The organism is Shinella sp. AETb1-6, from assembly GCF_009826875.1.
GTDB lineage: Bacteria > Pseudomonadota > Alphaproteobacteria > Rhizobiales > Rhizobiaceae > Shinella > Shinella sumterensis.
On record NZ_WUMM01000001.1, the window covers coordinates 280,871 to 305,376 of the forward strand.

At 64.6% G+C, this 24,506-nt stretch carries 21 protein-coding genes; 7 read left to right on the forward strand and 14 right to left on the reverse strand.

Features of this window, described 5'->3' with window-relative positions:
• The first annotated feature begins 2 nt into the window (after positions 1-2).
• Both GR158_RS01330 and GR158_RS01335 read left to right on the forward strand, forming a co-directional pair.
• Entirely contained in the window at positions 3-884 is an 882-nt protein-coding gene (locus tag GR158_RS01330; protein ID WP_160869462.1) for a 50S ribosomal protein L11 methyltransferase, read from the forward strand.
• A gap of 478 nt (positions 885-1,362) precedes the next feature.
• On the forward strand, positions 1,363-3,198 hold the full coding sequence (locus GR158_RS01335) for an aminopeptidase P family protein (protein WP_160869464.1): 1,836 nt from the start codon (positions 1,363-1,365) through the stop codon (positions 3,196-3,198).
• Here GR158_RS01335 and GR158_RS01340 read toward each other — a convergent pair.
• From GR158_RS01340 to panC, 4 genes are all read right to left on the reverse strand, one after another.
• Entirely contained in the window at positions 3,188-3,499 is a 312-nt protein-coding gene (locus GR158_RS01340; protein ID WP_160869465.1) for an AzlD family protein, read from the reverse strand. The genes GR158_RS01335 and GR158_RS01340 overlap by 11 nt on opposite strands.
• A 1-nt stretch (position 3,500) precedes the next feature.
• On the reverse strand, positions 3,501-4,229 hold the full coding sequence (locus GR158_RS01345) for an AzlC family ABC transporter permease (RefSeq protein WP_160869467.1): 729 nt from the start codon (positions 4,227-4,229) through the stop codon (positions 3,501-3,503).
• A gap of 150 nt (positions 4,230-4,379) precedes the next feature.
• Positions 4,380-5,204: a 3-methyl-2-oxobutanoate hydroxymethyltransferase gene (gene panB / locus GR158_RS01350; protein WP_134649554.1), complete on the reverse strand. Its 825-nt coding sequence runs from the start codon at positions 5,202-5,204 to the stop codon at positions 4,380-4,382.
• A 1-nt stretch (position 5,205) separates the two neighbouring features.
• Entirely contained in the window at positions 5,206-6,090 is an 885-nt protein-coding gene (panC, locus tag GR158_RS01355; protein WP_160869469.1) for a pantoate--beta-alanine ligase, read from the reverse strand.
• 277 nt (positions 6,091-6,367) lie between these two features.
• On the opposite strand from panC, the gene GR158_RS01360 reads away from it, so the two are divergent.
• From GR158_RS01360 to GR158_RS01375, 4 genes are all read left to right on the forward strand, one after another.
• Entirely contained in the window at positions 6,368-8,338 is a 1,971-nt protein-coding gene (locus GR158_RS01360; RefSeq protein ID WP_160869471.1) for a DEAD/DEAH box helicase, read from the forward strand.
• A gap of 67 nt (positions 8,339-8,405) precedes the next feature.
• Positions 8,406-9,248 (forward strand): TIGR02587 family membrane protein, encoded by an 843-nt coding sequence (locus GR158_RS01365; protein ID WP_160869473.1) that lies wholly within the window; start codon positions 8,406-8,408, stop codon positions 9,246-9,248.
• A 7-nt stretch (positions 9,249-9,255) separates the two neighbouring features.
• Entirely contained in the window at positions 9,256-9,666 is a 411-nt protein-coding gene (locus tag GR158_RS01370; RefSeq protein ID WP_160869475.1) for a TIGR02588 family protein, read from the forward strand.
• 125 nt (positions 9,667-9,791) lie between these two features.
• Complete coding sequence (locus GR158_RS01375) at positions 9,792-10,706, forward strand: M23 family metallopeptidase (RefSeq protein WP_160869477.1); 915 nt, start codon at positions 9,792-9,794, stop codon at positions 10,704-10,706.
• 3 nt (positions 10,707-10,709) lie between these two features.
• Here the strand turns inward: GR158_RS01375 and ligA are convergent, their stop codons facing one another.
• The 9 genes from ligA to GR158_RS01420 form a co-directional block, all read right to left on the reverse strand.
• Complete coding sequence (gene ligA, locus GR158_RS01380) at positions 10,710-12,869, reverse strand: NAD-dependent DNA ligase LigA (protein WP_160869479.1); 2,160 nt, start codon at positions 12,867-12,869, stop codon at positions 10,710-10,712.
• Between the two features lie 78 nt (positions 12,870-12,947).
• Positions 12,948-14,618 carry a DNA repair protein RecN gene (recN, locus tag GR158_RS01385; RefSeq protein WP_134649561.1) on the reverse strand — a complete coding sequence of 557 codons (1,671 nt, stop codon included), beginning with the start codon at positions 14,616-14,618 and terminating at the stop codon, positions 12,948-12,950.
• A 75-nt stretch (positions 14,619-14,693) separates the two neighbouring features.
• On the reverse strand, positions 14,694-15,560 hold the full coding sequence (locus tag GR158_RS01390) for an outer membrane protein assembly factor BamD (protein ID WP_160869481.1): 867 nt from the start codon (positions 15,558-15,560) through the stop codon (positions 14,694-14,696).
• A gap of 155 nt (positions 15,561-15,715) precedes the next feature.
• Positions 15,716-16,672: a UDP-3-O-acyl-N-acetylglucosamine deacetylase gene (gene lpxC, locus GR158_RS01395; RefSeq protein WP_134649563.1), complete on the reverse strand. Its 957-nt coding sequence runs from the start codon at positions 16,670-16,672 to the stop codon at positions 15,716-15,718.
• A 39-nt stretch (positions 16,673-16,711) separates the two neighbouring features.
• Positions 16,712-16,966, reverse strand: coding sequence for a hypothetical protein (locus GR158_RS01400; RefSeq protein WP_160869483.1), 255 nt, complete (start codon positions 16,964-16,966; stop codon positions 16,712-16,714).
• Positions 16,967-16,987: 21 nt separating this feature from the next.
• Complete coding sequence (gene ftsZ, locus GR158_RS01405) at positions 16,988-18,730, reverse strand: cell division protein FtsZ (protein ID WP_160869485.1); 1,743 nt, start codon at positions 18,728-18,730, stop codon at positions 16,988-16,990.
• Positions 18,731-18,831: 101 nt separating this feature from the next.
• A complete protein-coding gene (ftsA, locus tag GR158_RS01410; protein WP_160869487.1) occupies positions 18,832-20,163 on the reverse strand; it encodes a cell division protein FtsA in 1,332 nt (443 codons plus the stop codon).
• Positions 20,160-21,080 carry a cell division protein FtsQ/DivIB gene (locus tag GR158_RS01415; protein ID WP_160869489.1) on the reverse strand — a complete coding sequence of 307 codons (921 nt, stop codon included), beginning with the start codon at positions 21,078-21,080 and terminating at the stop codon, positions 20,160-20,162. The genes ftsA and GR158_RS01415 overlap by 4 nt, the downstream gene beginning before the upstream one ends.
• Positions 21,068-21,994 carry a D-alanine--D-alanine ligase gene (locus tag GR158_RS01420; protein ID WP_134649568.1) on the reverse strand — a complete coding sequence of 309 codons (927 nt, stop codon included), beginning with the start codon at positions 21,992-21,994 and terminating at the stop codon, positions 21,068-21,070. Before GR158_RS01420 ends, GR158_RS01415 begins: the two co-directional genes overlap by 13 nt.
• A 439-nt stretch (positions 21,995-22,433) precedes the next feature.
• Here GR158_RS01420 and GR158_RS01425 point away from each other — a divergent pair, with 439 nt between their 5' ends.
• Positions 22,434-23,738, forward strand: coding sequence for an MFS transporter (locus GR158_RS01425; RefSeq protein ID WP_134649569.1), 1,305 nt, complete (start codon positions 22,434-22,436; stop codon positions 23,736-23,738).
• A 71-nt stretch (positions 23,739-23,809) separates the two neighbouring features.
• On the opposite strand, the gene aqpZ is transcribed toward GR158_RS01425, so the two are convergent.
• The gene (gene aqpZ, locus GR158_RS01430) at positions 23,810-24,496 is read right to left on the reverse strand and encodes an aquaporin Z (RefSeq protein ID WP_134649570.1); all 687 of its coding nucleotides are present in this window, start codon (positions 24,494-24,496) and stop codon (positions 23,810-23,812) included.
• Positions 24,497-24,506 lie beyond the last annotated feature (10 nt).

Consider the following 24,506-nt stretch of genomic DNA (forward strand, 5'->3'; position numbering starts at 1 on the left):
CCGTGAGCGAAATCCGCCTCTACATTTCCACCACCGAAAAGCAGGCGGAGCACGCGCTCGCGCTGATGAGCGATGCCTTCGAGGAGGAGGGCTTCGCCATCGCGACGATGGAGATCGACGAGAAGAACGACATCTGGGAAGCGTCCGTCTACGTCTTCCGGCCCGACGAGGCCGAGGTTTACGACCGGTTCGCCGCCCTGCTCGCCGCCGACTTCCCCGGTGTTCAAATCCAACGCGAGGAACTTCCCGATATCGACTGGATCGCCAAATCGCTGGAAGGCCTGAAGCCGGTTCGCGCCGGACGCTTCGTCGTGCATGGCTCGCATGACCGCGGCACGGCGCGTATCGGCGAAATCGCCATCGAGATCGATGCCGGCCAGGCTTTCGGCACCGGACATCACGGAACGACGGCCGGCTGCCTGGAGGTGATCCACAAGGTCATGCGTGCACGTACGGTCAGGCGCGTGCTGGACCTCGGCACCGGCAGCGGCGTGCTCGCCATCGCCGCCCGCAAGCTCGCTCCCGTCACGGTGCTGGCCACCGACATCGACCCGATCGCCACCCGTGTTGCGCGCGAGAACGTTCGCCTCAACGGCATCGCCTCGGGCATCGCGCTGGAAACGGCACCCGGCTTCCATTCCACCGCCTTCGGCCACCACGGTCCCTTCGACCTCATCATCGCCAATATCCTCGCCCGGCCGCTGATGCGCATGGCCCCGCAGCTCGCGGCCCAGCTCGCACCGGGCGGCGATGTCATCCTGTCGGGCATCCTCGCCTCGCAGCGCTGGAAGGTGCTGGCGGCCTATAACAGCCTCGGCCTGCGCCATGTGCGCACGATATGGCGCGAAGGCTGGGTCACCATCCATCTCGACAACCGGCGCTGAACGGTATTGCGGGCGGGGATTTCCCCGCCCTTTAAGTTTTTGATGAGCAGGCAAAAGAAAAGGCGGTGCCAGAGGCACCGCCTATTGGACCGGCGAACCGGCCAGACCGCGAGCTTGAGGAGGAGGAGCGCTCAAGCGGTCCTACGTGTTCCGAACGCCTTCCCGGAGGAGGGAGGAGGAGTGACCAGAAAGACGCCTGATCGAAACACCTAGCTTTGTGCCTTTCGGCATTTATTCCGCGATACGAAGCGTGGGAGGAGGAGTTCACTTCGTTTCGCTTGAAGCGCGTTTTGTGTTCGCTTCGTTGGCGCCGCTTATAGACGATTCCGAAAAACTGGACAGCGCTAATGGGGCATGGGTGCCATGCACGCAGCGCATAGTTACGCGCTCTCCCGTGCGAAACCACCGCCCCGCCTTTGACGCCACCCGGCGATGGGATAGATTGCCGGTCACGATTCAACGCCGCATCGGAAGCCCCATGTTCCAGAGTTTCGACGTCACCTCCACGCCCCAGTTCGGCCGCGCGCGCGTGGACGCGTTGCGCGCCACCTTCGATGCGCTCGGCATCGATGGCTTCCTCGTGCCGCGCGCCGATGAATATCAGGGTGAGTACGTGCCGGCCTCCGCCGAGCGGCTTTCCTGGCTGACGGGGTTCACCGGCTCCGCCGGCATCGCGCTTGTCCTGCGCGACAAGGCGATCGTCTTCGTGGACGGGCGCTATGTCACGCAACTTGCCGAACAGGTCGACGGCGCGGTCTTCACCGGCGGCGATCTTGTCGGGGAACCGCCGCATCTATGGCTGCGCAACCACGGGCCGAAGGGCTTCCGTCTCGGGATCGATCCGTGGCTTCACACCGGCGCCGAGGTGCGCCGCCTGGAGAAGGTCCTTGCAGAGCTTGGCGGCCAGCTCGTGTTCCTGCCCTACAATCCTCTCGACCGGGCCTGGACCGGCCGCCCCGCCGAGCCGCTTGGCCGCGTGGTCATCCAGGACATCGACCATGCCGGAGAACTCGCGAAGGACAAGCTGGTGACGATGGCCGCGGCCACGGCGAAGGCAGGAGCGGACGTGCTTGCCGTCACCGACCCCTCCTCCATCGCCTGGATCTTCAACATCCGCGGCAGCGATGTGCCGCATACGCCGCACCCGCTCGCCCGCGCGATCATTCCCGCCGAAGGCCGCCCGCAGCTCTTCCTCGACAAACGCAAGACGGGCATCGAGCCGGAGGCCTACCTGACGCAGCTGGCGGATCTCCTGCCGCCCTCGCAGTTCGACGACGAGGTCGCGAAGCTCGCGGCGGCCGGCAAGCGCATCCTGATCGATCCCGACCAGGCGCCTTTCGCGCTGGCGGAGATCGTGCGCAGCAAGGGGGGAACGCTGGTCGAAGCCGCGGATCCCGCCCGCCTGCCCCGCGCCTGCAAGAACGCCGTCGAGCTTCAGGGCTCCGCCCGCGCGCACCTTCAGGACGGCGCGGCCATGGTGGAGTTCCTTGCCTGGCTCGACAGCACCGCCCCCGGCTCGCAGACGGAAATCAGCGTGACGAAACGGCTGGAAGAGGCGCGCCGCACGGTGGGCGAGCGCCACCAGAACCCGCTGAAGGATGTGTCCTTCGACACCATTGCCGGCGCGGGCGCCCATGCCGCGATCATGCACTATCGGGTGACCACCGACAGCGATACGGCAATCGAGGCCGGAACGATGTTCCTGATCGATTCGGGCGCGCAATATGTCAACGGCACGACGGATATCACCCGCACCGTCGCCATCGGCGACGTGCCGGAGGAGCAGAAACGCTTCTTCACCCTGGTATTGAAGGGCATGATCGCCATCAGCCTCGCCCGCTTTCCCAAGGGCACGCGCGGCTGCGATCTCGATCCGCTCGCCCGTATCGCCTTGTGGAAGGCGGGCGCGGATTTCGCCCACGGCACCGGCCACGGCGTCGGCTCCTACCTCTCGGTGCACGAAGGTCCGCAGCGCATTTCGCGGCTTGCGACGCAGGAGCTGCTGCCCGGCATGATCCTGTCGAACGAGCCCGGCTACTATCGTCCCGGCGCCTTCGGCATCCGCATCGAAAACCTCGTGCATGTCCTGCCCGCCGCGCCCGTCGCGGGCGGCGATATCCACATGCTCGGCTTCGAGACGCTGACCTTCTGCCCGATCGACAACAGGCTCGTTCTCGCGCATCTCCTGACGGACGAGGAGCTGGACTGGCTCAACGCCTATCATGCCCAGACGCGGGAAAAGATCGCGCCGCTCCTCACGGACGACGCGACGAAAGCCTGGCTCGAAAAGGCGACGGCCCCGATCAGACGATGAGGTGACGGATCACCATGACCACGATCCAGCACACGGCGAGCATCGGCAGCAGCGACAGGCGAAGGCCGACGAGGAAAGCGATCGCCATGGTCAGGCTGACGTCCCAGCCGCCGGTAATGGCGGCCGGCGCGACCAGCGTGGTCAGGACCGCGGCCGGCACGGCGTTGAGCGCCGCTTCCGCGCGCGGCGGAATGCGTTTCATGCGCGTGATGAAGACATAGCCGCCGACGCGCGTGAGATAGGTCGCGATGGCGCCTGCGGCGATGATGAGCAGCGTCTGGGTGTGAAACAGGCTTTCCATGTCACGCCTCCCCTTCGACGACGTCGCCGGCCGGCGCTTCGGCGTTATCGAGCGGCAGGAGCGCGGCCACGATGATGCCCGCCAGAGCGCCGAGGCTGACATGCCAGGGCGAACCGACGAAATGCAGGGCGAGGATGGAGCCCGCCCCGGAGGCCAGCACCACGGGCAGCCAGTTCGCGCGGCTGCGGAAACCCAGCACCAGTCCCATGAAATAAACCGGCAGCAGAACATCGATGCCGATGGCCTTGGGATCGCCGATCAGGTTGCCGAGGAAAGCCCCCAGAATGGTCAGGAACAGCCACGGGACGTAGACGCTGAGGCCCAGCACCATCAGCCAGAGATAACTGACGCGGATGCCCCTGTCGGCCCGCCGCTCGGTTTCGGCGAATTGCGGATCGGTCAGCAGGAAGAGCGATGTCGCCTTTTCCCAGAAGGTCAGGTGGCGGATATGCGGGGCGATGGCGGCGGAATAGAGCACGTGCCGGAAGTTCACGGCGAAGATCGACAGCACGACGAGCCAGGGCGCGACATGATGGTTGAACAGCTCCACGCCAACCAGCTGGCTGGCGCCGGCATAGAGCGTCGCGCTCATCAAGGTCGCCTCGGCTATGCTCAGGCCATTGTCGACGGCGACCGCGCCGAACAGCACGGCGAACGGGGCGGCCGCGATGGCAACCGCGCTGCCGCGACGGAGGGCATCGCGGAATTCTTCTTTCGTTTCGGGAGTCATGAGTCCGCTCTCTTGGGAATCTGCAAGCCATAGAGCAGCGAAGCCCCGCTCACAAACCAATATGGCTGATGATCCGTTCAACGGGATTGATCGTTCAACGGCGATGCACGAACGCCGTTGAACGATAGTCGAGCCGAAAAAGACCGGCGGTCAGCCCTTCTTGAGCTGGAACGTATGCTCCGGACCAGGGAAGCTTCGGGCCTTCACCTCTTGCGCATAGGTCGCGAAGGCCTCGCTCATCAGCGGCGCAAGATTGGCGAAATGCTTGACGAAGCGCGGCTTGAAATCGGTGAAGATGCCGAGCACGTCATCGACCACCAGGACCTGGCCGTCGCAGGCCGGCGATGCGCCGATGCCGATGGTCGGCACCTTGACCGCGCCGGTAATCTCGCGCGCCAGCGGCTCGACCGTGCCCTCGATGACGATGGCGAACGCGCCGGCATCGTCAATGGCGGCCGCATCCTTGCGGATCTTCTCGACTTCCTTGTCGTTGCGGCCGAGCGAACGATAACCGCCGGTCGTGTTGATGAGCTGCGGCATCAGGCCGACATGGCCAAGCACCGGAATGCCGCGCTGGGTGAGGAAATGCACCGTCTCGGCCATCTCCGCACCGCCTTCGAGCTTGATCGCGGAACAGCCAGTTTCCTTGAGAACGCGGGCGGCCGTGGCAAAGGCCTGTTCCTTCGACTGCTGGTAGGAGCCGAACGGCAGGTCGACCACGACACAGGCGTTCGACGAACCGCGCATGACGGCCTGACCGTGAGCGATCATCATCTCCAGGGTCACGCCGACGGTGGAATCAAGCCCGTACAGCACCATGCCGAGGCTGTCGCCCACCAGCATGAAATCGACGTGCTGGTCCATGAGCTTGGCGACCGGCGTCGTATAGGCGGTCAGGCTGACGATGGGGCGCTCACCCTTCAGGGCCTTGATGTCGGCGGGGGCCAAACGGCGCTTGGCGGTGTGTACGCTCATGTCACGCTACCTTCTTTGCATGTTCAAGCATTGCATTTTTCGGGCCGAGGACCCGGTTATCGAGAAGCTTCGTGCTGCCGAAGCGAACGAAAAGCAGCAGCAGAACGGGCTTTTCGCCGATGGTCGCGACGTCGGCCAGTGTCTGGGGGTCGCGAACCGCGACGACTTCCGGCTCGGCCAGCGCCTCGCCTTGGATGAAGGCGCGCACCGCCGCCTCGAGCTTTCGCGCATCCGTCTCTCCGGCGGCAACCAGCCGCTCGGCCTCGTCCAGCGCCCGCGGCACGATGGCCGCGGCGGCACGCTCCTGCGGCGAGAGATAGACATTGCGCGAGGAACAGGCGAGCCCGTCGGCCTCACGCACCGTCGGCACGCCGATCACCTCGACCGGCTGGGCGAGATCGGCCACCATGCGGCGGATGATCGTGAGCTGCTGGAAATCCTTCTCGCCGAAATAGGCACGGTCCGGCCCTGCAATGTTGAAAAGCTTGGTGACGACGGTGGCAACGCCCGCGAAATGCCCGGGACGAACGGAGCCTTCCAGCTCGGCGCCGAGCTTCGGCACGTCGACCACCGTCTCCATCGGCTGCGGATACATGTCCTTGACGCCGGGCGCAAAGAGATAATGTACACCCTCCGCCTCGAGCATGGCCTGGTCGCGCGCGAGATCGCGCGGATAGCGCGACAGATCCTCGTTGGCGCCGAACTGCAGGGGATTGACGAAGATGGTGGCGACGACGATGTCGTTGTCGGTGCGCGCGCGCCGGACCAGCTCCATGTGGCCGACATGAAGATAGCCCATCGTCGGGACGAGGCCGATGGTCCGGCCGTCCAGCCGGTGCGGCGCAAGAGCCGCCCGCAATTCCGCGATGGTGGTAAAGGTCTGCATCGCCGGTTCCTCCTTGCTCTCACCCTCTCCCGCGGGCGATCCCAGGTGCATTCTCTCTGGAGCGCTTCCGGGGCGGCATTTTCTATCTTGTGCAGCGCAAAAAGACAATCGGCAAACGGATTTGGCACGCTTTGCCCGCCTGACGGGCAGCTTTGCGTTTTGCGCACTGTACATTTCGCCCTTTGACCAGTAGAGAGCGCGTCAACATGCTCGTCACCCGCGGGCTTGAGAGTGCGGCGCAAGATCGCCGCTAAACCCGAATTCCGGAAGACCCCACATGACGAGTTTCGACAGCCTCGCTCCGGCGATGGCAAAGGCGTTGGAAAAACGCGGCTATACCACTTTGACGCCGGTGCAGATCGCCGTCTCCGATCCCAAGATCGGCGATGCCGATGCGCTGGTGTCCGCCCAGACCGGCTCCGGCAAGACCGTTGCCTTCGGCCTTGCGATCGCGCCCACGCTGCTTGAAGGCGAAGAGCGCTTCGCCCGCGCGGCAAGCCCGCTGGCGCTTGTCATCGCGCCGACGCGCGAGCTTGCCATGCAGGTCAAGCGCGAGCTGGAATGGCTCTACGAACTGACCGGCGCGGTCATCGCCTCCTGCGTCGGCGGCATGGACGTGCGCAACGAGCGGCGCGCGCTGGAGCGCGGCGCCCATATCATCGTCGGCACGCCCGGCCGCCTGCGCGACCACATCACGCGCGGCAACCTCGATCTCTCCGCCATCCGCGCCGTCGTGCTCGACGAAGCCGACGAGATGCTCGACCTCGGCTTCCGCGAAGACCTCGAATTCATTCTCGAAGCTGCACCGGAAGAACGCCGCACGCTGATGTTCTCCGCGACGGTCTCGAAGGAGATCGCAGCGCTCGCGAAGAACTACCAGCGCGATGCCATGCGCATCTCGACGGCCGCCGAACGCGAGCAGCATGTCGATATCGAATACCGCGCCCTGCTCTGCGTGCCCGCCGACCGCGAGAACGCCATCATCAACACGCTGCGCTTCTACGATGCCCAGAACGCCATCGTGTTCTGCTCGACGCGCGCGGCCGTGAACCACCTGACGGCCCGCTTCAACAATCGCGGCTTCTCGGTCGTCGCGCTCTCGGGCGAACTCAGCCAGAACGAGCGCACGCACGCGCTGCAGGCCATGCGCGACGGACGCGCCCGCGTCTGCATCGCGACCGACGTCGCCGCCCGCGGCATCGACCTGCCGAACCTCGAACTGGTCGTGCATGCCGATCTGCCGACCAACCCGGAAACGTTGCTCCACCGGTCCGGCCGTACCGGACGCGCAGGGCGCAAGGGCGTGAGCGCGCTCATCGTGCCGCTCAGCGCCCGCCGCAAGGCCGAGCGCCTGTTGCAGGCTGCCAACCTCAAGGCCGACTGGGCGACCCCGCCCTCTGCCGAGGAAATCCTGCGGCGCGACGACGAGCGCCTGCTTGCCGACACGACGCTGACCGATACGATCGGTGACGACGAGATCGAGACCATCGATGCGCTCGTTGGCAAGTTCGATGCCCGTCAGCTCGCCGCCGCCGTCGCGCGCTACTTCAAGGCCGGCCGCTCTGCGCCGGAGGATCTGGTCGAAGTCTCGCTGGAGCAGCGCAAGCCGCGCGAGCGCAGCAACGATGCGATCCCGGCCGAGACCAAACGCCCGCGCGACAGTTTTGCCCGCAGCACGTGGATCTCCGTTTCCGTCGGCCGCAAGCAGCGCGCCGAGCCGCGCTGGCTCATCCCGATGCTGTGCCGCAACGGCGCCCTCACCAAAAACGAGATCGGCGCCATCAAGATGCAGCCGGAGGAGACGTACATCGAGCTTTCCGCCGATGCCTCCGACGCGTTCCTCGGCGCGCTCGGCCCCGACAAGATGCTGGAACGCGGTGTCCGCGTGACCGTTCTTGACGGCATGCCCGACCTCACGCCGCAATACTACGAGCGCACGCCGGGCGAAAAGACGCAACGCTACGACAAGCCGTTCCGCGGCGAGCGCCGCGCCGACTGGAAACCGCGCGGCGAATTCGAGAAAAAGCCGGGTTTCGGCAAGAAAAAGGACTTCGACAAGAAGCCCGATTCCAAGGCCGAAGGTGCGAGCGCGAAGCCCCACTGGAAGGACCGCGACGACAACGCCGCCAAGAAACCAGGCAAGCCTTTCGGCGGACCGAAGCCCTTCAAGGGCAAGCGCGACGAGAAATTCGCCAAGCCCGAAGGCGGCCCCAAGAAGCCGAAGTTCAAGAAGACGGATCGCAGCTAGAACCTTCGTGGTGCGGAACATTCGGGTCCGCACCACGTTACCGTCGCACTTCTGTGGGGGAAGCGCGATGACAGACCGGACGGCATCCGCCGAAGACGATCAAAGCGAATTCAGCCGTTTCATAACGGGCCTCGGCCGTGGGGTCGCAAGCGCACTGTTCTTCGCACTGCCCATGCTGATGACCATGGAAATGTGGTATCTCGGCTTCTACATGGCACGCGAGCGGCTGCTGCTGCTCTTCATCCTCAACATTCCGCTTCTCGTCGTTCTGGCGCACCGCATCGGCTTTGAGAAAACCGTGAGCTGGCGCGATGCCGCGCGCGACGCGGTCGTCGCCTACGGTATCGGCATCCTGACCAGCATCATCGTGCTCGCCGCGCTCGGCCTTCTGCGCGGGGACATGTCGGCAAGCGAACTCATCGGCAAGATTGCCTTGCAATCGGTCCCCGCCAGCATCGGCGCCATGCTCGGACGTAGCCAGCTCGGCAACGAGGACGACGACACCGAGGAAAAGGCAACGCCCTATCACAGCGAGCTCTTCCTCATGGGCGTGGGCGCGCTCTTCCTGTCGCTCAACATCGCGCCGACCGACGAGATGATGGTGCTGGCCTACAAGATGACCATCTGGCACGCTCTCGTCGTCTCGCTCCTCTCCATCGCGCTGATGCACGGCCTGGTCTATGCCGTATCCTTCATCGGCGGGCACGAGCTTTCGCCTGAAACGCCATGGTGGCACGCCTTCGTGCGCTTCACCCTGCCCGGCTATGTCGTCGCATTGGCGGTCAGCGTGCTGGCGCTCTGGATATTCGAGCGCCTCGGCGACAGTTCGGCAATCGAGATCATGGTATCCGTGATCGTGCTCGGCTTTCCATCCGCGCTCGGCGCTGCCGGCGCACGGTTGATTCTGTGAGAATGCCATGACGAAACAGGAAAACCGCCGTCAGCGCGAACGACAGGATCCGCACTGGATCGAGTGGCTGACCGGTGTCGTCTCCGCGCTCCTCGTGGCCGGCATGCTCGGCTGGCTGGGTTGGGAGGCGATCATGCGCCCGACAACGCCCCCCGATCTTTCCATCCACGTCGTGTCGACGGAACGGGCCGCCAGCGGCTACCGCGTGGCCTTCGACATCGCCAATACCGGCACGACGACAGCCGCGGCCGTCACCGTGATCGGCCGGATCATCCAGGACGGGCGCGTGATCGAGGAGAATCCCGTCGTTTTCGACTATGTCGCGGCGCAGTCGAAGACCGAGGGGGCCATCTTCTTCCGCAACGATCCGGCCGCGGGCGAAATGTCGATTCAACCGGCGGGTTATACCAGCCCTTAAAAAACGACGGCAAGCCTTGGAATAGATTCGCGAAAAGCGGAACCAATCCCTTTGGCGCGTATTGAACCAGACAATTGCCGGGGTCCGACATCAGCGAGACCTGGCCAATCGCCAAGGTCTGACTCATGCAGCTTTCGCTAGCCATCCTCTTGACGACGCAGGTCTTCCTTCCGGCCTTCTTCCTGATCTGGCTCTGGTGGCCACGCCCACCCGACCAGCTGGCGTGGTTCATGCGCGTGTTCTACGGCGCATGCTACCTTGTCTTCATCACGGTTCTGGGGCGCTGGGATTTTCTCAGCGTTACGCTCACGGTCATCCTGCCGGCCGTCTTCGCCCTTGCGGCCTTCCTGTCGTTCATGCGCGTTCGCAACCGTCCGTGGAACACCGCCGCCTCCCCCGTGCGCGTACACGGTTTCACCGCCGCCATGAGCGTCTTCTTCCTGGCGCTCGCGATGCGCGGCCTGTCCGGCTACGGCTACCACGAAACCGCCGTCGACCTCGCGTTTCCCTTCGATCGCGGCGAATACTATATCGGCCAGGGCGGCAGCACGACGTCGATCAACAACCATCATAACGACAAGAGCCAGCGCTTCGCGCTCGACATCGTCGCGCTGAACAGGCTCGGCGCGCGTGCCGATGGCCTCATGCCGCGCGCGCTTGCCGATTACGTGATTTTCGGCAGGACGGTGAAAAGCCCGTGCAGCGGCATCGCCATTTCCACGCATGACGGCGTCGCGGACAATGCGATCGGGGAAACGAACGCTAAGGAGCCGGCCGGCAACCATGTCATCCTCGCCTGCGGCTCGGTGCGCGTCCTTCTGGCCCATCTGGAACCCCGGTCGATCGCCGTCAGCGCGGGAGAACAGGTAACCGCCGGCCAGACGGTCGGCCAGGTCGGCAATTCCGGCAATTCGTCGGAGCCGCATCTGCACATGCACGCCTATCTCGGCGGCACCGTCGACTATAACGAGGGCGAAGGCGTGCCGATGACGTTCGGCGACCGTTTCCTGGTCCGCGGTTCGATCGTCACCGTGCCCTGACGGTCACGACTTGATGCGTTCGAACCAACCGTCCTCGTCGATCACCTCGATGTCGAATTCGCGCGCCTTGTCGAGCTTGGAGCCCGCTCCCGGCCCGGCCACGACGAGATCGGTCTTCTTGGAAACGGAACCGGCGACCTTCGCGCCCAGACGCTCCGCCATGGCCTTGGCTTCGTCCCGCGTCATCTTTTCCAGCGAACCGGTAAAGACGACGGTCTTGCCCGCCACCGGACTGGACGAGACGACCACGGCTTCCGCCGCCTCGGGCGTGACTTCCTTCAGCAGCCGGTCGAGCACATCGAGATTGCGCGGCTCCTTGTAGAACTCGACGATGGCGCGCGCGACGACCTCGCCGATGCCCTCGATATTGTTGAGGTCGTTCCACGCATCGCCGGACAGGCTTTCGGCCTCCTTCATCGCCGTCGCGAAGGCATCGTAGGTGCCATAGGCGCGCGCCAGCAGCTTGGCGTTGGTTTCCCCCACATGGCGGATGCCGAGCGCATAGATGAAGCGGTTGAGCGCGATCGACCGGCGGGCATCGATCGCATCGAAAAGCTTGCGCACGCTGACCTTGCCGAAGCCGTCGATATTCTCCAGCTTGGCGAGAGGCGACGCCTCCTGCCGCTGCCGGAGGGTGAAGATATCGGGCGCCGTGCGGATGCGCAGAGCCTCGTCCTCCGCCTCGAAGAAGAAGTCGATCTGCTTGGCGCCCAGCCCTTCGATATCGAAGGCATTGCGCGACACGAAATGCTTGAGGTGCTCCACGGCCTGCGCGCGGCAGACGAAGCCACCCGTGCAACGCGTCACCGAATCGAGCCGACCGGTCTTCTCGTGGCGTTCGCGCACGGCATGGCTGCCACAGACCGGACACGTCTTGGGAAAGACATAGGACGCCGCATCCGATGGACGCTTCTCCATCACCACGTCGAGCACCTGCGGGATCACGTCGCCGGCACGCTGCACGATGACGGTATCGCCGATGCGGATATCGTGCCCCTCGGGGCGGATGCGTTCGCCGCTGTTGCCGATGCCCTCGATATAATCCGCATTGTGCAGGGTCGCATTGGTGACGACCACGCCGCCGACCGTGACCGGCGTCAGGCGCGCGACGGGTGTCAGCGCGCCCGTGCGACCGACCTGGATGTCGATCTTCTCGACAATCGTAAAGGCCTGCTCGGCCGGGAACTTGTGTGCCGTCGCCCAGCGCGGCGAGCGGGACCGGAAGCCCAGCCGCTCCTGCAGCGCCAGTTCGTCCACCTTGTAGACGACGCCGTCGATATCGTAGTCGAGATCCGGCCGGGCAAGGCCGATATCCCGGTAATGCGCGATGATATCCTCCACCCGGGTCAGGCGCTGCGTCATCGGATTGACCGGGAAGCCCCATGATTTCAGCACGCCGATCATGCCGAACTGTGTATCGGCCGGCATCGACGACATCTCGCCCCAGGCATAGGCGAAGAAGCGCAGCTTTCGGCTTGCCGTCACGCTCGCATCGAGCTGGCGCAGCGACCCCGCCGCGGTGTTGCGCGGATTGACATAGGTCTGCCTGCCCTCGGCCGCCATCTTCTCGTTGAGTGCCAGGAAGTCGCTCTTGGCCATGTAGACCTCGCCGCGCACCTCCACGACATCGGGCGCGCCGGCCGGCAGGCGGTTCGGTATCTCGCCGATGGTCAGCACGTTGGCCGTCACGTTCTCGCCCGTCGTTCCGTCGCCACGCGTGGCCGCCGATGCCAGGCGACCGTTCTCGTAGCGGATGGACATCGACAGGCCGTCGATCTTCGGTTCGGCGGTGAAGGCGATCGTCTCGTCGGGCAGACGCCCCAGGAAACGATAGACGCTGTTGACGAAATCCCGCACGTCCTCGTCGGAGAACGCGTTGTCGAGCGACAGCATCGGACGCGAATGGGTGATCGGCGCGAAGGTGGGAAGCGGCGCTGCACCGACGCGGCGCGACGGGCTGTCATCGCGCACCAAGGCGGGAAAGCGCGCCTCGATCTCCTCGTTGCGGCGCTTCAGCGCGTCATAGTCCGCGTCCGAGATCGCCGGCGCATCCTGCCCGTGATACAGCTCGTCGTTGCGCGCGATCTCCGCCGCAAGATTGGCCAATTCGGCCGCGGCCTCTTCTTCGGTCAGGGTCTCGACAGGGATTTTCGCGTTGGCCATGACATGCTCCGGATTCTGCCACCGGTTTTAGAGCAAAGTTGGCGAAAGAAAAGGTGGGAGTGCGGGTGGGATCGCCCCTCAGCCGCCACCGGAAAGCAGACGGGCCGCGGCGGCCCGCGCCTCTTCGGTCACGGATGCGCCAGCCAGCATGCGGGCGATCTCCTCGGTCCGCGCGCCGTCGTCCATGCGGGCGACGCGGGTGGCGACCGTTTCGCTGCCTTCGACCGGCCCCTTGGAGATGAGAAGGTGCGTTGCCGCGCGCGCTGCCACCTGCGGGGCATGCGTGACGGACAGGACCTGAACCGTCGAGGACAACCGCTTCAGCCGCTGGCCGATGGCATCGGCCACCGCTCCGCCCACACCGGTGTCGATTTCGTCGAAGACGAGGGTCGGGGCAGAGCCGCGGTCGGCCAGCGCCACCTTGAGCGCCAAAAGGAAACGCGAGAGTTCGCCGCCCGACGCCACCTTCATGATCGGGCCTGGCCGCGTGCCCGGATTGGTCTGCACGTGGAATTCGACCGTATCGATCCCCTCCTCCGCGCCGCCTTCGGGGTCGGTGGTGATTTCGACGGTGAAACGTGCCCGCTCGAGCTTCAGGGCCGGCAGCTCCGCCATCACGGCCGCGGCAAGCGCCTCGGCGGCGCGATGGCGCTTTTCCGAAAGCGAACGCGCGGTGATCTCGAACGCCGCCCGCGCCTCCGTGAGCCGCGATTCGAGCTGCACCAGCTTCTCCTCGCCGGCATCGAGATCGGCGAGATCCGCGATCATCTTCGCCGCCAGCGCCGGCAGTCCCGTAACGGGCACCGAATATTTGCGGGCGGCCGCGCGCAGCGCAAAAAGGCGCTCCTCCGTCCGCTCCAGTTCCTTCGGATCGTATTCCGTCTTGCGCAACGCGGCCTCGACGGCCATCTGCGCATCGGACAGGTGGTTCAGCGCCTGGTCGAGCAGTTCGACGGTTTCCTCCAGCAGACCGGGCGCCTCATGGCTCTTGCGCTCCAGCCGCCGCACCATGGAGGCGATCAACGGCACGGGCGATGCATTGCCGTTGAGGAAGTCGCTCGCCTCGCTGATATCGCCGGCAATACGCTCGGCCTTCATCATGCGGGACCGCACCTCGGCCAGCGCGTCCTCCTCGCCATCCTGCGGCGACAGCGCCTCGAGTTCCTCGACCGAGGACCGCAGGTAATCCGCCTCGCGGGCGGCGGCCTCCACCTTATCGCGATGGCGGCGCAGGGTGCGCTCGGCGTCCTTCCATTGATGATAAAGCCTGCCGACATCGGCAGCTGCATCGTTGAGACCGCCGAAGGCGTCGAGCAGCAGGCGATGCGCATCCGTATCGACCAGTGCGCGATCGTCATGCTGGCCGTGGATCTCGACAAGGCGCTGCCCCGCCTGCCGCATGAGCTGCACGGAGACGGGCTGGTCGTTGACGAAGGCCTTGGTGCGCCCATCGGCCGATTGCTGGCGGCGAAAGATGAGGTCGCCGTCGTCGTCGATCCCGTTTTCACGCAGCAGCGCGCGCGCGGCATGATCAAGCGGCACGTCGAAAACCGCCGTGACCTGGCCGCGCTCGGTTCCGTGGCGCACCAGCGAACCGTCGCCGCGCCCGCCGAGCGCCAGCGAAAGACTGTCGAGGAGAATGGATTTACCGGCACCCGTTTCGCCGGTCAGCACGGACAGGCCCGGCTCGAACGCAAGATCGAGCCGTTCGATCAGGACGATATCGCGGATCGATAGCTGCGCCAGCATACCGTGTCAGATCTCTTTGTTATCGCGATTCCGGACGCAGAACTGTCGCACACTTTCCGCTCAACCGGGCCGGCGTCAAGCCCCGATCAGCTTCTTGCCCGCGCGCGCGATCCACGAGCCGGAATTTTCGCGCGGCTCCAGGCCCTTGGTCTGCAAGAGCTTGTAGCTGTCGGAATACCACTGGCTGTCCGGATAGTTGTGGCCGAGAACGGCGGCCGCCGTCTGCGCCTCGCTGTCGACGCCCATCGCGTAATAGGTCTCGACGAGACGAGCGAGCGCTTCCTCGATCTGGTTGGTCATCGGGTACTTCTCGACGACGACGCGGAAGCGGCTGGCCGCCGCGATATATTCCTTGCGCTCGAGATAGTAGCGGCCGATCTGCATTTCCTTGCCGGCGAGCTGGTCGCGGGCGAAACGGATCTTCGCCTGGGCGTCCTCGACATATTCCGACTTCGGATAGTTGTCGACGACGGCCTGCATGGCCTCGATCGTCTGCTGCGAGGCGCGCTGGTCCTGCGTCACGCTCGGGATCTGCTTCCAGTAGGCGAGACCGACGATATACTGCGCATAGGCGGCGTCCTCGGACCCCGGATAGAGGCTCAGATACCGCTTGCCCGCCTTGATGGCTTCTTCATTGCGGCCCTGACGGTAATTCGTGAAGGCCAGCATGACGAGCGACTTGCGGGCCTCGTCGGAGAACGGGTTCTGGCGGTCGACGGCCTCGAACTTGCGGGCAGCCTCGCCCACCTTGCCGGCGTTCATGTTCGCCAGGCCCTGGTTGTAGAGCGTCTGGGACGATTCGGTTTCGCCCGTCAGTTTGGTGATGTCGATGTCCGGGTCCGACTGGCAGGCGGAAAGAACGACAGACGCCGCCGTAGCGAAAAGCGTAAGATAGACAATACGTGCCGTCTTCTTCACACCAACAGATCCTGCAACAACCATGAGACAATCCCAGTTCAACGGCACCAAATGCGGGCGGGCCGCACATGCGCCCCGCGTTGTATCTCCAAAAGCGTGAAGATCGCAACGCCATGCCGGCGCATTAACGCATTTTTATGGCAGTCGTGACGGGAGAAAGGCTTAATTGCGCCCCGGCCTCACAAAGCCCAGGGCGCAAATTCCGGCGCATTGACCGCAACCAGCTCACGCTGACCGGGACGCGAACGCGACCCGGCATCTTCGACCACCTCGTAGGCCGTCGGATCGCTGAGCAGCGCCTTGAGCGCGTAGGCGTTCATCTTGTGGCCGCCGCGATAGGAACGGTAGCGGCCGATGAAGGGTGCGCCGGCCAGCGCCAGGTCGCCAACGGCGTCCAGCGTCTTGTGACGCACGAACTCGTCCTTGGCGTAGCGCAGGCCTTCGACATTGATCACGGTGTTGTCGTCGGAGATGACGACGGAGTTTTCCAGCGACGAGCCGAGCGCATGGCCGGAGGCCCACAGACGCTCGACGTCGCGCATGAAGCCGAAGGTCCGGGCACGGGAAAGCTCGTTGCGGAAGGTCGAGGGCGTCATGTCGCCCTTCCAGGCCTGACGGCCGATCAGCGGGCAATCGAAATCGATCTCGACTTCGAATCGCATGCCGTCATAGGGCGAGAACTCGGCCCAGGACGCACCGGCATCGACGCGAACCGGCTTGATGACACGGATATAGCGGCGCTTGACCGAAAGCGGCACGATGCCGACCTGATCGATGGCATCGATGAAGGGGGCCGAGCTGCCGTCCATGATCGGCATTTCCGAGCCGTGCACTTCGACGAGCAGGTTGTCGAGACCGAGCGCGTAAAGCGCGGCCATGACATGCTCGACCGTGGCGATGGAGGTCGCGGCGGAAAAACCGAGAACGGTGCAAAGATCCGTGTTGCCGACCTGCGAGGAGACGGCGCGGTATTCGCTGACGGTGCCGTCATCGTGCAGGCGCTGGAAGAGGATGCCGCTGTCGGCCTCCGACGGGTTCAGGGTGATCGACACGGCCGCGCCGGAATGCACGCCCGTTCCGGAAATCGTCACCGGGGCCGCAATCGTCGTCTGGAAACCGAGCATCGTCATGTGCATTCGCCTCGTCTTAGTCTCGGCGCATTCATCGCCGACATTTCAATTCGCGGGCCGAACAGTACCGCGGCTGAACGCCTTGCGTTCGCCGACAAGCCTGCCGGAACGTTTGAAGGTTTCGTTGCGCGCGGCCATGCCGTGGCGTGATTCCTGCTGCCCCTTTGCCCAGCCTGAATTTAGTCGGCCGGTCGTCATCATACAAATCACTGTTTCTTTCGGTTTGTTACGCAAAATCCGCATCGCAAGTCCTTGAAAGAAATCAGGAAACAAAAATGCCCGGATCGATGATCCGGGCATCTGTTACAAAGCCGTTGCGCCTCAGTTCGACTGGCGGCGCAGGAAGGCCGGGATTTCCAGCTGGTCGTCCTCGTGCAGGGCACGCGGCTGCGGGTTGGCGCGGCCGTGGTCATCGAGCTGGCCGCGACGCGGCGCATACAGGCTTGCCTCCGCCGACAGCGGGCGGCGCTGCTGCTGCTGGGCGACGGGAGCAGGCTCCTGGGCCGGGTGGGCTTCCTCATGACGGCCGAGCGACGAGGTCAGCCGCTTGAGCAGGCCCATCGGGCCGCGCTCTTCGTGATGGGCGGCCGGCTGCTGGGCAGCGCGGTGGTCCATCTCGGCCTGCACGACTGGCGGGAAGTCCTCGATCTTCGGCATGCGCATGGACTGCGGCTCCTGACGAATGATCGGGGCGGCATGCTCGACGCGCTGCTGCATCACCGGAGCCTGCTGCATGACGGGCGCCTGCTGCTGCACCGGTGCAACGCGCTGGACGGCCGGGGCTTCCGCCGGAGCCGCGAAGATGCGGTTCTGCAGGCGGGGCTCTTCCTGATGCACGGCAGCCTGCTGGACCGCGGCCGGACGCGTCATCGGAATGGACAGCTCGCGATCGAGGCTTTCTTCCGAGGCGCGGATGGCTTCGGCGATCGGGTCGACGGCGGGCTGCTGGGCGACCGGCTGCTGCTGCAGCACGGGCTGCGGCTGGCTGACCGGCTGGGGTGCTGCGGCGACGGGCTGCGGCTGGATGGCGGCGGACGGGCGAACTACCGGCTTGCTGAGGTTGCGAAAGTCAGCATTCCGTGCAGCCACCTCCGAGGCCGCGCGATCGATACCGGTTGCAACAACGGAGACGCGGATCAGGCCTTCGAGCTCTTCGTCGAAGGTAGCGCCGAGTATGATGTTTGCGTCCGGATCGACTTCCTCGCGGATACGGGTTGCCGCTTCGTCGACTTCGAAGAGGGTCAGGTCACGGCCGCCGGTGATGGAGATCAGCAGGCCCTGGGCGCCCTTCATCGAGGTTTCGTCGAGCAGCGGGTTGGCGATCGCAGCTTCGGCGGCGGCCATTGCGCGGCCCTCGCCCGAGGCTTCGCCCGTGCCCATCATGGCGCGGCCCATCTCGCGCATCACCGAGCGGACGTCGGCGAAGTCGAGGTTGATGAGGCCTTCCTTGACCATCAGGTCGGTGATGCAGGCAACGCCGGAATAGAGAACCTGGTCGGCCATCGCGAAGGCGTCGGCAAAGGTCGTCTTGTCGTTGGCGATGCGGAACAGGTTCTGGTTCGGGATGACGATCAGCGTGTCGACCGACTTCTGCAGTTCCTGGATGCCTTCTTCGGCCAGACGCATGCGGCGGCCGCCTTCGAAGTGGAACGGCTTCGTGACGACGCCGACGGTCAGGATGCCCTTGTTGCGGGCGGCCTGTGCGACGACGGGCGCCGCACCCGTGCCCGTGCCGCCGCCCATGCCGGCGGTGACGAAGCACATGTGGGTGCCGTTCAGGTGATCGATGATCTCGTCGATGCACTCTTCGGCGGCTGCGCGGCCGACTTCCGGCTGCGAGCCGGCGCCGAGGCCTTCCGTGACGGCGACACCCATCTGGATGATCCGCGAAGCCTTGGTCATGGTCAGCGCCTGGGCATCGGTGTTGGCAACGACGAAGTCGACGCCTTCCAGGCCCGCGGTGATCATGTTGTTGACGGCGTTGCCGCCACCGCCACCGACGCCGAAGACGGTGATGCGGGGCTTCAGCTCGGTGATGTCAGGCTTCTGGAGCTTGATAGTCATTGCAGTGTTCCTTTCGTTTCCGGCCGCTTCGCCCAGCCGGTCTATTCCCAAAACTCAGTTGTCGGTCTTTCCCGGCACTCGCTACGCCTCCGGCAAACCCGTCAGAAACTTTCCTTCAGCCACTGTCCCATGCGGGCGATGCGGCCATTACCCCCCGTCAGCTGCGAGAGCATGCCGCCCTGCACAGCGTGTTCTTCCAGTTCCGCGACCTGCGGGTAGATCATCAGACCCACCGCCGTTGAAAAAGCCGGTCCCTTGGCTGCCGTCGGCAGGCCGGAGACGCCGAGCGGGCGGCCGATGCGCACGTTGCGCGCCAGGATGCGGCGCGCTGCCTCGGGCAGGCCCGTCAGCTGGCTTGCGCCGCCCGTGAGCACGATCCGCTTGCCGACGATCGGCGAGAAGCCCGAGCGCTGGATGCGGTCGCGGATGAGTTCGAGCGTCTCCTCGATCCGGGCGCGCACGATCCGCGAAATCAACGACTTCGGCACATGGGTCGGCTGGTCGCGGTCGTCCTCGCCGATCGGCGGAACGGTGATGATGTCACGCTCGTCGCCGGCATTCGGCAAGGCCGAGCCATGCACGACCTTCAGGCGCTCCGCATCCTCGATACGGGTCGAAAGGCCCCGTGCGAGATCGGTGGTGACGTGGTGGCCGCCGAGCGAGACCGCGTCGGAATGGACGAGCTTGCCTTCGGCAAAGACCGAGATCGTCGTCGTGCCGCCGCCCATGTCGATGCAGGCGCAGCCGAGTTCGACTTCGTCGTCGACAAGCGCCGAAAGGCCGCTCGCATAGGGCGTCGCCACCATGCCCTCGACGGAAAGGTGGGCGCGGTTGACGCAGAGTTCGAGGTTCTTCAGCGCCGAACGCTCGGCCGTCAGAACATGCATGTCGACGCCCAGAACGTCGCCGAACATGGAGAGCGGATCGCGGATGCCGCGCTCGCCGTCCAGCGAGAAGCCGGTCGGCAGCGAATGGAGGATGGCGCGGTCCTGGCGCAGCGACTGGTGGCCGGCAACGGCAAGCACCTTGCGCAGGTCGTTGGCGTCGACTTCCTGGCCGCCGAGATCGATGGTCGCGGTGTAGACGTCGCTCTGCAGGCGGCCGGCGGACACGTTGACGATCAGGCTCTCGATGGTGAGGCCGGCCATGCGCTCGGCCGCGTCGACGGCAAGGCGGACCACGCTTTCAGCCGCATCCAGATCGCCGATCACGCCGTTCTTCACGCCGCGCGACTTCTGGTGGCCGATGCCGATGATTTCGACATTGTGGGTGCGGCCCGGCAGGATCTCGCTCTCGGCGCGCGGCGTCAACCGGCCGATCATGCAGACCACCTTGGTGGAGCCGATATCGAGGACCGAAACGACGTGAGCCCGCTTCGAGGAAAGCGGCTTCAAGCGCGGCAGGCCGAAATGGGACGAACCGAAAATGCTCATGTGCGCTTCGCTGCCTTCTTCAGGTCCTTTGTCCTCTGCTCGACCATCTTGTTACGACGTTCGAGCGCCCCTTCCGTCAGACGCACCGTCGTGCGGTCCTCAAGCCTCAGATCGACAGCCGCGATATCGCGTTCCAGGATGCTTTCCTCCGCTTCCAGCGTGGCGAGCGTATCCATGGCGCGGGGCACGTTGTGCTCCGGCAGCTTCACGACGATGCCGTTGTCGAGACGCAGGTCCCAGCGGCGGCCGGCGACGCGGATGTAGGCCTTCACGCGCGACTTGATCTCCGGCCAGTTGTCGAACTCGTCGGAAAAGCCGGCGGCGGCCGTCTCGGCATCGCGGCCGACGAACAGCGGCAGCGTGGAAAACTTGTTGTCGCGAAGCGGCGCGATCACGCTGCCGTTCTTCTCGATCAGCGACAGATCGCTGCCATGCTGCCAGATGCCGAAAGCCTCGCGCTCCTTCAGCGTGATCTCGATCGTGCCCGGATACACCTTGCGCACCGACACATCCTCGACCCAGGGCAGTTCGCTGAGCTTCTTGCGCGCATCCTTGACGTCGAGCGCGACGAGCGAGGTCGTGCCGTCCAGCCCGAGGCGCTCGAGGATATCGATTTCCGAGGTCTCGCGATTGCCGGAAACCTTCACGTCCTCGATGGCAAAGCCGATCGCCGTCGTCGAGGCCTGGGCGAAATCCTGCGAGTGACCGCCGAGCGACATGCCGTAGAAGCCGGTCGCGCCGAGAAACAGTGCGGTGGCGATGCTGCCGGTGTGGCGGGGAATATGGATGCGGCCAGCCGCAAGGCTGACGAGGAAACGCACGATACGGCGCAGCGGGCGTGGCAGCACGCGACCGCCTTCCGTTTCCGGAAGACCGACGGGGCGCACCCTGCTCTTCTTGGCGCTCAACGCAAACACGACGCGTCCTCCACCATCCAACTCAAGAATTCACCAAAAGAGTGGCCGGCATGGACGGCCATTTCAGGCACCAGGGAGGTGGGGGTCATGCCGGGCTGGGTGTTGATCTCCAGCCAGATAAGCTCGCCATTCTCTGAAAAACGGTCGTCGTAGCGGAAGTCGGAACGGCTGACGCCACGGCACCCGATCGCTTGATGCGCCTTGAGTGCGAGTGTTTGTACTTTTTGGTAAATATTCGGTGAAATCTGCGCCGGAATGATGTGTTTCGAGCCACCTTTCACGTATTTCGAATCATAGTCGTAGAAGGCGTGGCCCTGCGGCACCACTTCCGTGACCCCGAGCGCGACATCGCCCATGACACCACAGGTCAGTTCACGACCGTAGACATAGCGCTCGACCATGACCGCATCGCCGTAGCGCCATTCTTCCGAGGTGATGATCTGCGGCGGGTGCGACTGGTCTTCCTTGACCATGACGACGCCGAAGGACGAGCCCTCGCGTACGGGCTTCACCACATAGGGCGGCGTCAGCGGATGCGCGGAGGTGAAATCGAAACGGTTCATCAGCCGCTGCTCGGCGACCGGAATGCCGGCGGCCTTGGCGACGATCTTGGCTTGCGCCTTGTCCATGGCGAGCGCGGAGGCAAGCACGCCGGAATGGGTATAGGGGATCTGCAGGAACTCGAGCAGACCCTGGATGGTGCCGTCCTCTCCGAACGGCCCGTGCAGCGCGTTGAAGGCGACATCCGGCTTCAGCTCGGCAAGAACGGTTGCGACGTCGTGACCGACATCGACGCGCGTGACCTTGTAGCCTTCGGCCTCAAGCGCGTCGGCGCAGGCGTTGCCCGACGAAAGGCTCACCGGCCGTTCCGACGAAAAACCACCCATCAGCATCGCGACATGCTTTACGCTCATAGAACCCCCAACTGAATTCCGCATTCTGCTCCGCGCTGCTTGCGTGGACCTGATTTCGTCAGGGTCCGCTTCGGCGAGTCGCGTGAGGACCACTAGAGCGCCATTAAGGTTAATGAAGCGTTTACTTTCGTTAACCGGACGCACCGTGGATCAAATTTTCCTGTCCCGAATCAAGCCACGCTACGATTCTCTCTCTAGAATCAGAGCCTTGCTCACCATGCAAGAAAAACCGCACGACAGAGTGCCCGCGGCTTCGGGTGTGAGCATGACGTCATCGGGCCCAACGCCTTGGTAAATGCGGGCATCGCGGCGAAGGAAAGAAAAGTATGATTCTTTGATGCCGGACGCATTTTTATTGTTTCATCGGCCGGCCACGTGGCGTAGGAACGCCCCGCTGCCTCCCACGACGGCAAGAAAAAACATTAAAAAGGCACCCCCAATGAGTGAAACACTCCACACAGGGTCGCCGACCGCAACGCAGTCCAACCGCGCCGGCCTCAATTCTCCAGCGCGTGTTCTATTTGCAAGCCTGGTCGGAACGACCATCGAATTCTTCGATTTCTACGTTTACGCCACCGCCGCAGTTCTGGTCTTCCCGACGCTGTTCTTCCCGAACAGCGATCCGACGACGGCCCTTCTGGCGTCCTTTGCGACCTTCTCGATCGCCTTCTTCGCCCGCCCCTTCGGCGCCATCGTCTTCGGACACTACGGCGACCGCATCGGCCGCAAGACCACGCTCGTCGCCGCCCTTCTGACGATGGGCGTATCGACCGTTATCATCGGCCTCCTGCCGACCTACGAGACGATCGGCGTGCTGGCCCCGCTGTTGCTGGCATTGTGCCGGTTCGGCCAGGGCTTCGGGCTTGGCGGCGAATGGGGCGGCGCGGTGCTGCTCGCGACCGAAAACGCCCCTCCGGGCAAGCGCAGCTGGTACGGCATGTTCCCGCAGCTCGGCGCGCCCATCGGGCTCTTCCTGTCGTCGGGCGTGTTCTGGCTGCTGCTGCATTTCATGTCGCAGGAAGCGTTGCTCGCCTGGGGCTGGCGCATCCCGTTCGTCGCGTCGATCCTGCTGATCGTCGTCGGCCTTTGGGTTCGACTGTCGATCACGGAAACGCCTGCTTTCCAGAAGGCGATCGACAAGCAGGAACGCGTCGAAGTTCCCGTCATGGAACTCTTCCGCAACCACAAGCGCAGCCTCGTGCTCGGCACCTTCGTGGCGCTGGCCACCTTCGTGCTGTTCTATATCGGCTCGGCTTACCTGCTGTCCTACAACGTCAAGGTCCTGAACATCCCGTTCCTCGAGGCGCTTGAGGTGCAGATCCTGGGCTCCGTGCTCTTCGGCCTGTTCATTCCGGTCGCCGGCAAGCTGGCGGAACGGTTCGGCCGCCGCGAGGTGCTCATCCTCACGACCATCCTGATCGGCGTCTTCTCGTTCTTCCTGCCGGGCCTGATGACCAGCGGCGAACAGGGCATCTTCATCTTCGTGATCTTCGCGATGGCGCTGATGGGCATGACCTACGGCCTGATCGGCACGGCGCTTGCCGCGCCCTTCCCCACCAAGGTGCGCTATACGGGCTCGTCGATCACGTTCAATTTCGCAGGCATCTTCGGCGCATCGCTCGCGCCCTACATCGCCACCTGGCTCCAGGCCAATTACGGCATGACCCATGTCGGCTACTATCTCGGCATTTCCGCCGCGATCACGCTGGCCTGCATCCTGCTCTCGGGCAAGGAAGAAGTCTGACCCGACCCTCTCGCAGGGCCTGAATCGAAAACCCGCCGCGTCGAACGCGGCGGGTTTCTTATGTCTGCGGATCAATCGGTCTCGCCGACGACCTTCCAGATCACCGCACCGATGACCGCGCCGAGGATCGGCGCCACCCAGAACAGCCAGAGCTGCGACAGCGCCGCCGTCTCGGCAAAGAGCGCGACACCCGTGGAGCGCGCCGGATTGACCGAGGTATTCGTGACCGGAATGGACACGAGATGGATCAGCGTCAGGCCGAGGCCGATGGCAATCGGCGCAAAGCCTACCGGGGCACGGCCATGGGTCGAACCGAGGATGATGAGGAGGAAGAACGCCGTCAGCACCACCTCGATGACCAGCGCCGCCGTCAGCGAATAGCCGCCGGGCGACAGCTCGCCGTAACCGTTCGATGCAAAACCACCCGCCGTGAAGCCGGCCTTGCCGGACGCCACGAGGTAGAGCACCGCCGCAGCCGCCACCGCACCCACGACCTGCGCCACGATGTAGGGCACGAGGCTCGATACCGGGAACTTGCCGGCGACCGTGAGCCCCACGGAGACGGCCGGATTGAAATGCCCGCCGGAAATGCCCCCGACGGTGTAGGCCATGGTCAACACCGTCAGGCCGAAGGCGAAGGCCACGCCGAGCAGGCCGATGCCCACCTCCGGGAAAGCGGCAGCCAGCACCGCGCTGCCGCAACCGCCGAAGACGAGCCAGAACGTGCCGAGAAACTCGGCTGAAAGCTTCTTGAACATGAGGACCCCC

Excerpts from the sequence above, each read along its gene's own strand:
- GR158_RS01335 (WP_160869464.1), top strand. The coding sequence starts at position 1,363 with ATGTTCCAGAGTTTCGACGTCACCTCCACGCCCCAGTTCGGCCGCGCG.
- GR158_RS01340 (WP_160869465.1), bottom strand. The coding sequence starts at position 3,499 with ATGGAAAGCCTGTTTCACACCCAGACGCTGCTCATCATCGCCGCAGGC.
- GR158_RS01360 (WP_160869471.1), top strand. The coding sequence starts at position 6,368 with ATGACGAGTTTCGACAGCCTCGCTCCGGCGATGGCAAAGGCGTTGGAA.
- ftsZ (WP_160869485.1), bottom strand. The coding sequence starts at position 18,730 with ATGACTATCAAGCTCCAGAAGCCTGACATCACCGAGCTGAAGCCCCGC.
- lpxC (WP_134649563.1), bottom strand. The coding sequence starts at position 16,672 with ATGCACATGACGATGCTCGGTTTCCAGACGACGATTGCGGCCCCGGTG.
- panC (WP_160869469.1), bottom strand. The coding sequence starts at position 6,090 with ATGCAGACCTTTACCACCATCGCGGAATTGCGGGCGGCTCTTGCGCCG.
- GR158_RS01365 (WP_160869473.1), top strand. The coding sequence starts at position 8,406 with ATGACAGACCGGACGGCATCCGCCGAAGACGATCAAAGCGAATTCAGC.
- GR158_RS01425 (WP_134649569.1), top strand. The coding sequence starts at position 22,434 with ATGAGTGAAACACTCCACACAGGGTCGCCGACCGCAACGCAGTCCAAC.
- GR158_RS01345 (WP_160869467.1), bottom strand. The coding sequence starts at position 4,229 with ATGACTCCCGAAACGAAAGAAGAATTCCGCGATGCCCTCCGTCGCGGC.
- aqpZ (WP_134649570.1), bottom strand. The coding sequence starts at position 24,496 with ATGTTCAAGAAGCTTTCAGCCGAGTTTCTCGGCACGTTCTGGCTCGTC.
- GR158_RS01400 (WP_160869483.1), bottom strand. The coding sequence starts at position 16,966 with ATGCCCGGATCATCGATCCGGGCATTTTTGTTTCCTGATTTCTTTCAA.
- GR158_RS01375 (WP_160869477.1), top strand. The coding sequence starts at position 9,792 with ATGCAGCTTTCGCTAGCCATCCTCTTGACGACGCAGGTCTTCCTTCCG.
- ftsA (WP_160869487.1), bottom strand. The coding sequence starts at position 20,163 with ATGAGCATTTTCGGTTCGTCCCATTTCGGCCTGCCGCGCTTGAAGCCG.
- recN (WP_134649561.1), bottom strand. The coding sequence starts at position 14,618 with ATGCTGGCGCAGCTATCGATCCGCGATATCGTCCTGATCGAACGGCTC.
- panB (WP_134649554.1), bottom strand. The coding sequence starts at position 5,204 with ATGAGCGTACACACCGCCAAGCGCCGTTTGGCCCCCGCCGACATCAAG.
- GR158_RS01390 (WP_160869481.1), bottom strand. The coding sequence starts at position 15,560 with ATGGTTGTTGCAGGATCTGTTGGTGTGAAGAAGACGGCACGTATTGTC.
- ligA (WP_160869479.1), bottom strand. The coding sequence starts at position 12,869 with ATGGCCAACGCGAAAATCCCTGTCGAGACCCTGACCGAAGAAGAGGCC.
- GR158_RS01420 (WP_134649568.1), bottom strand. The coding sequence starts at position 21,994 with ATGAGCGTAAAGCATGTCGCGATGCTGATGGGTGGTTTTTCGTCGGAA.
- GR158_RS01370 (WP_160869475.1), top strand. The coding sequence starts at position 9,256 with ATGACGAAACAGGAAAACCGCCGTCAGCGCGAACGACAGGATCCGCAC.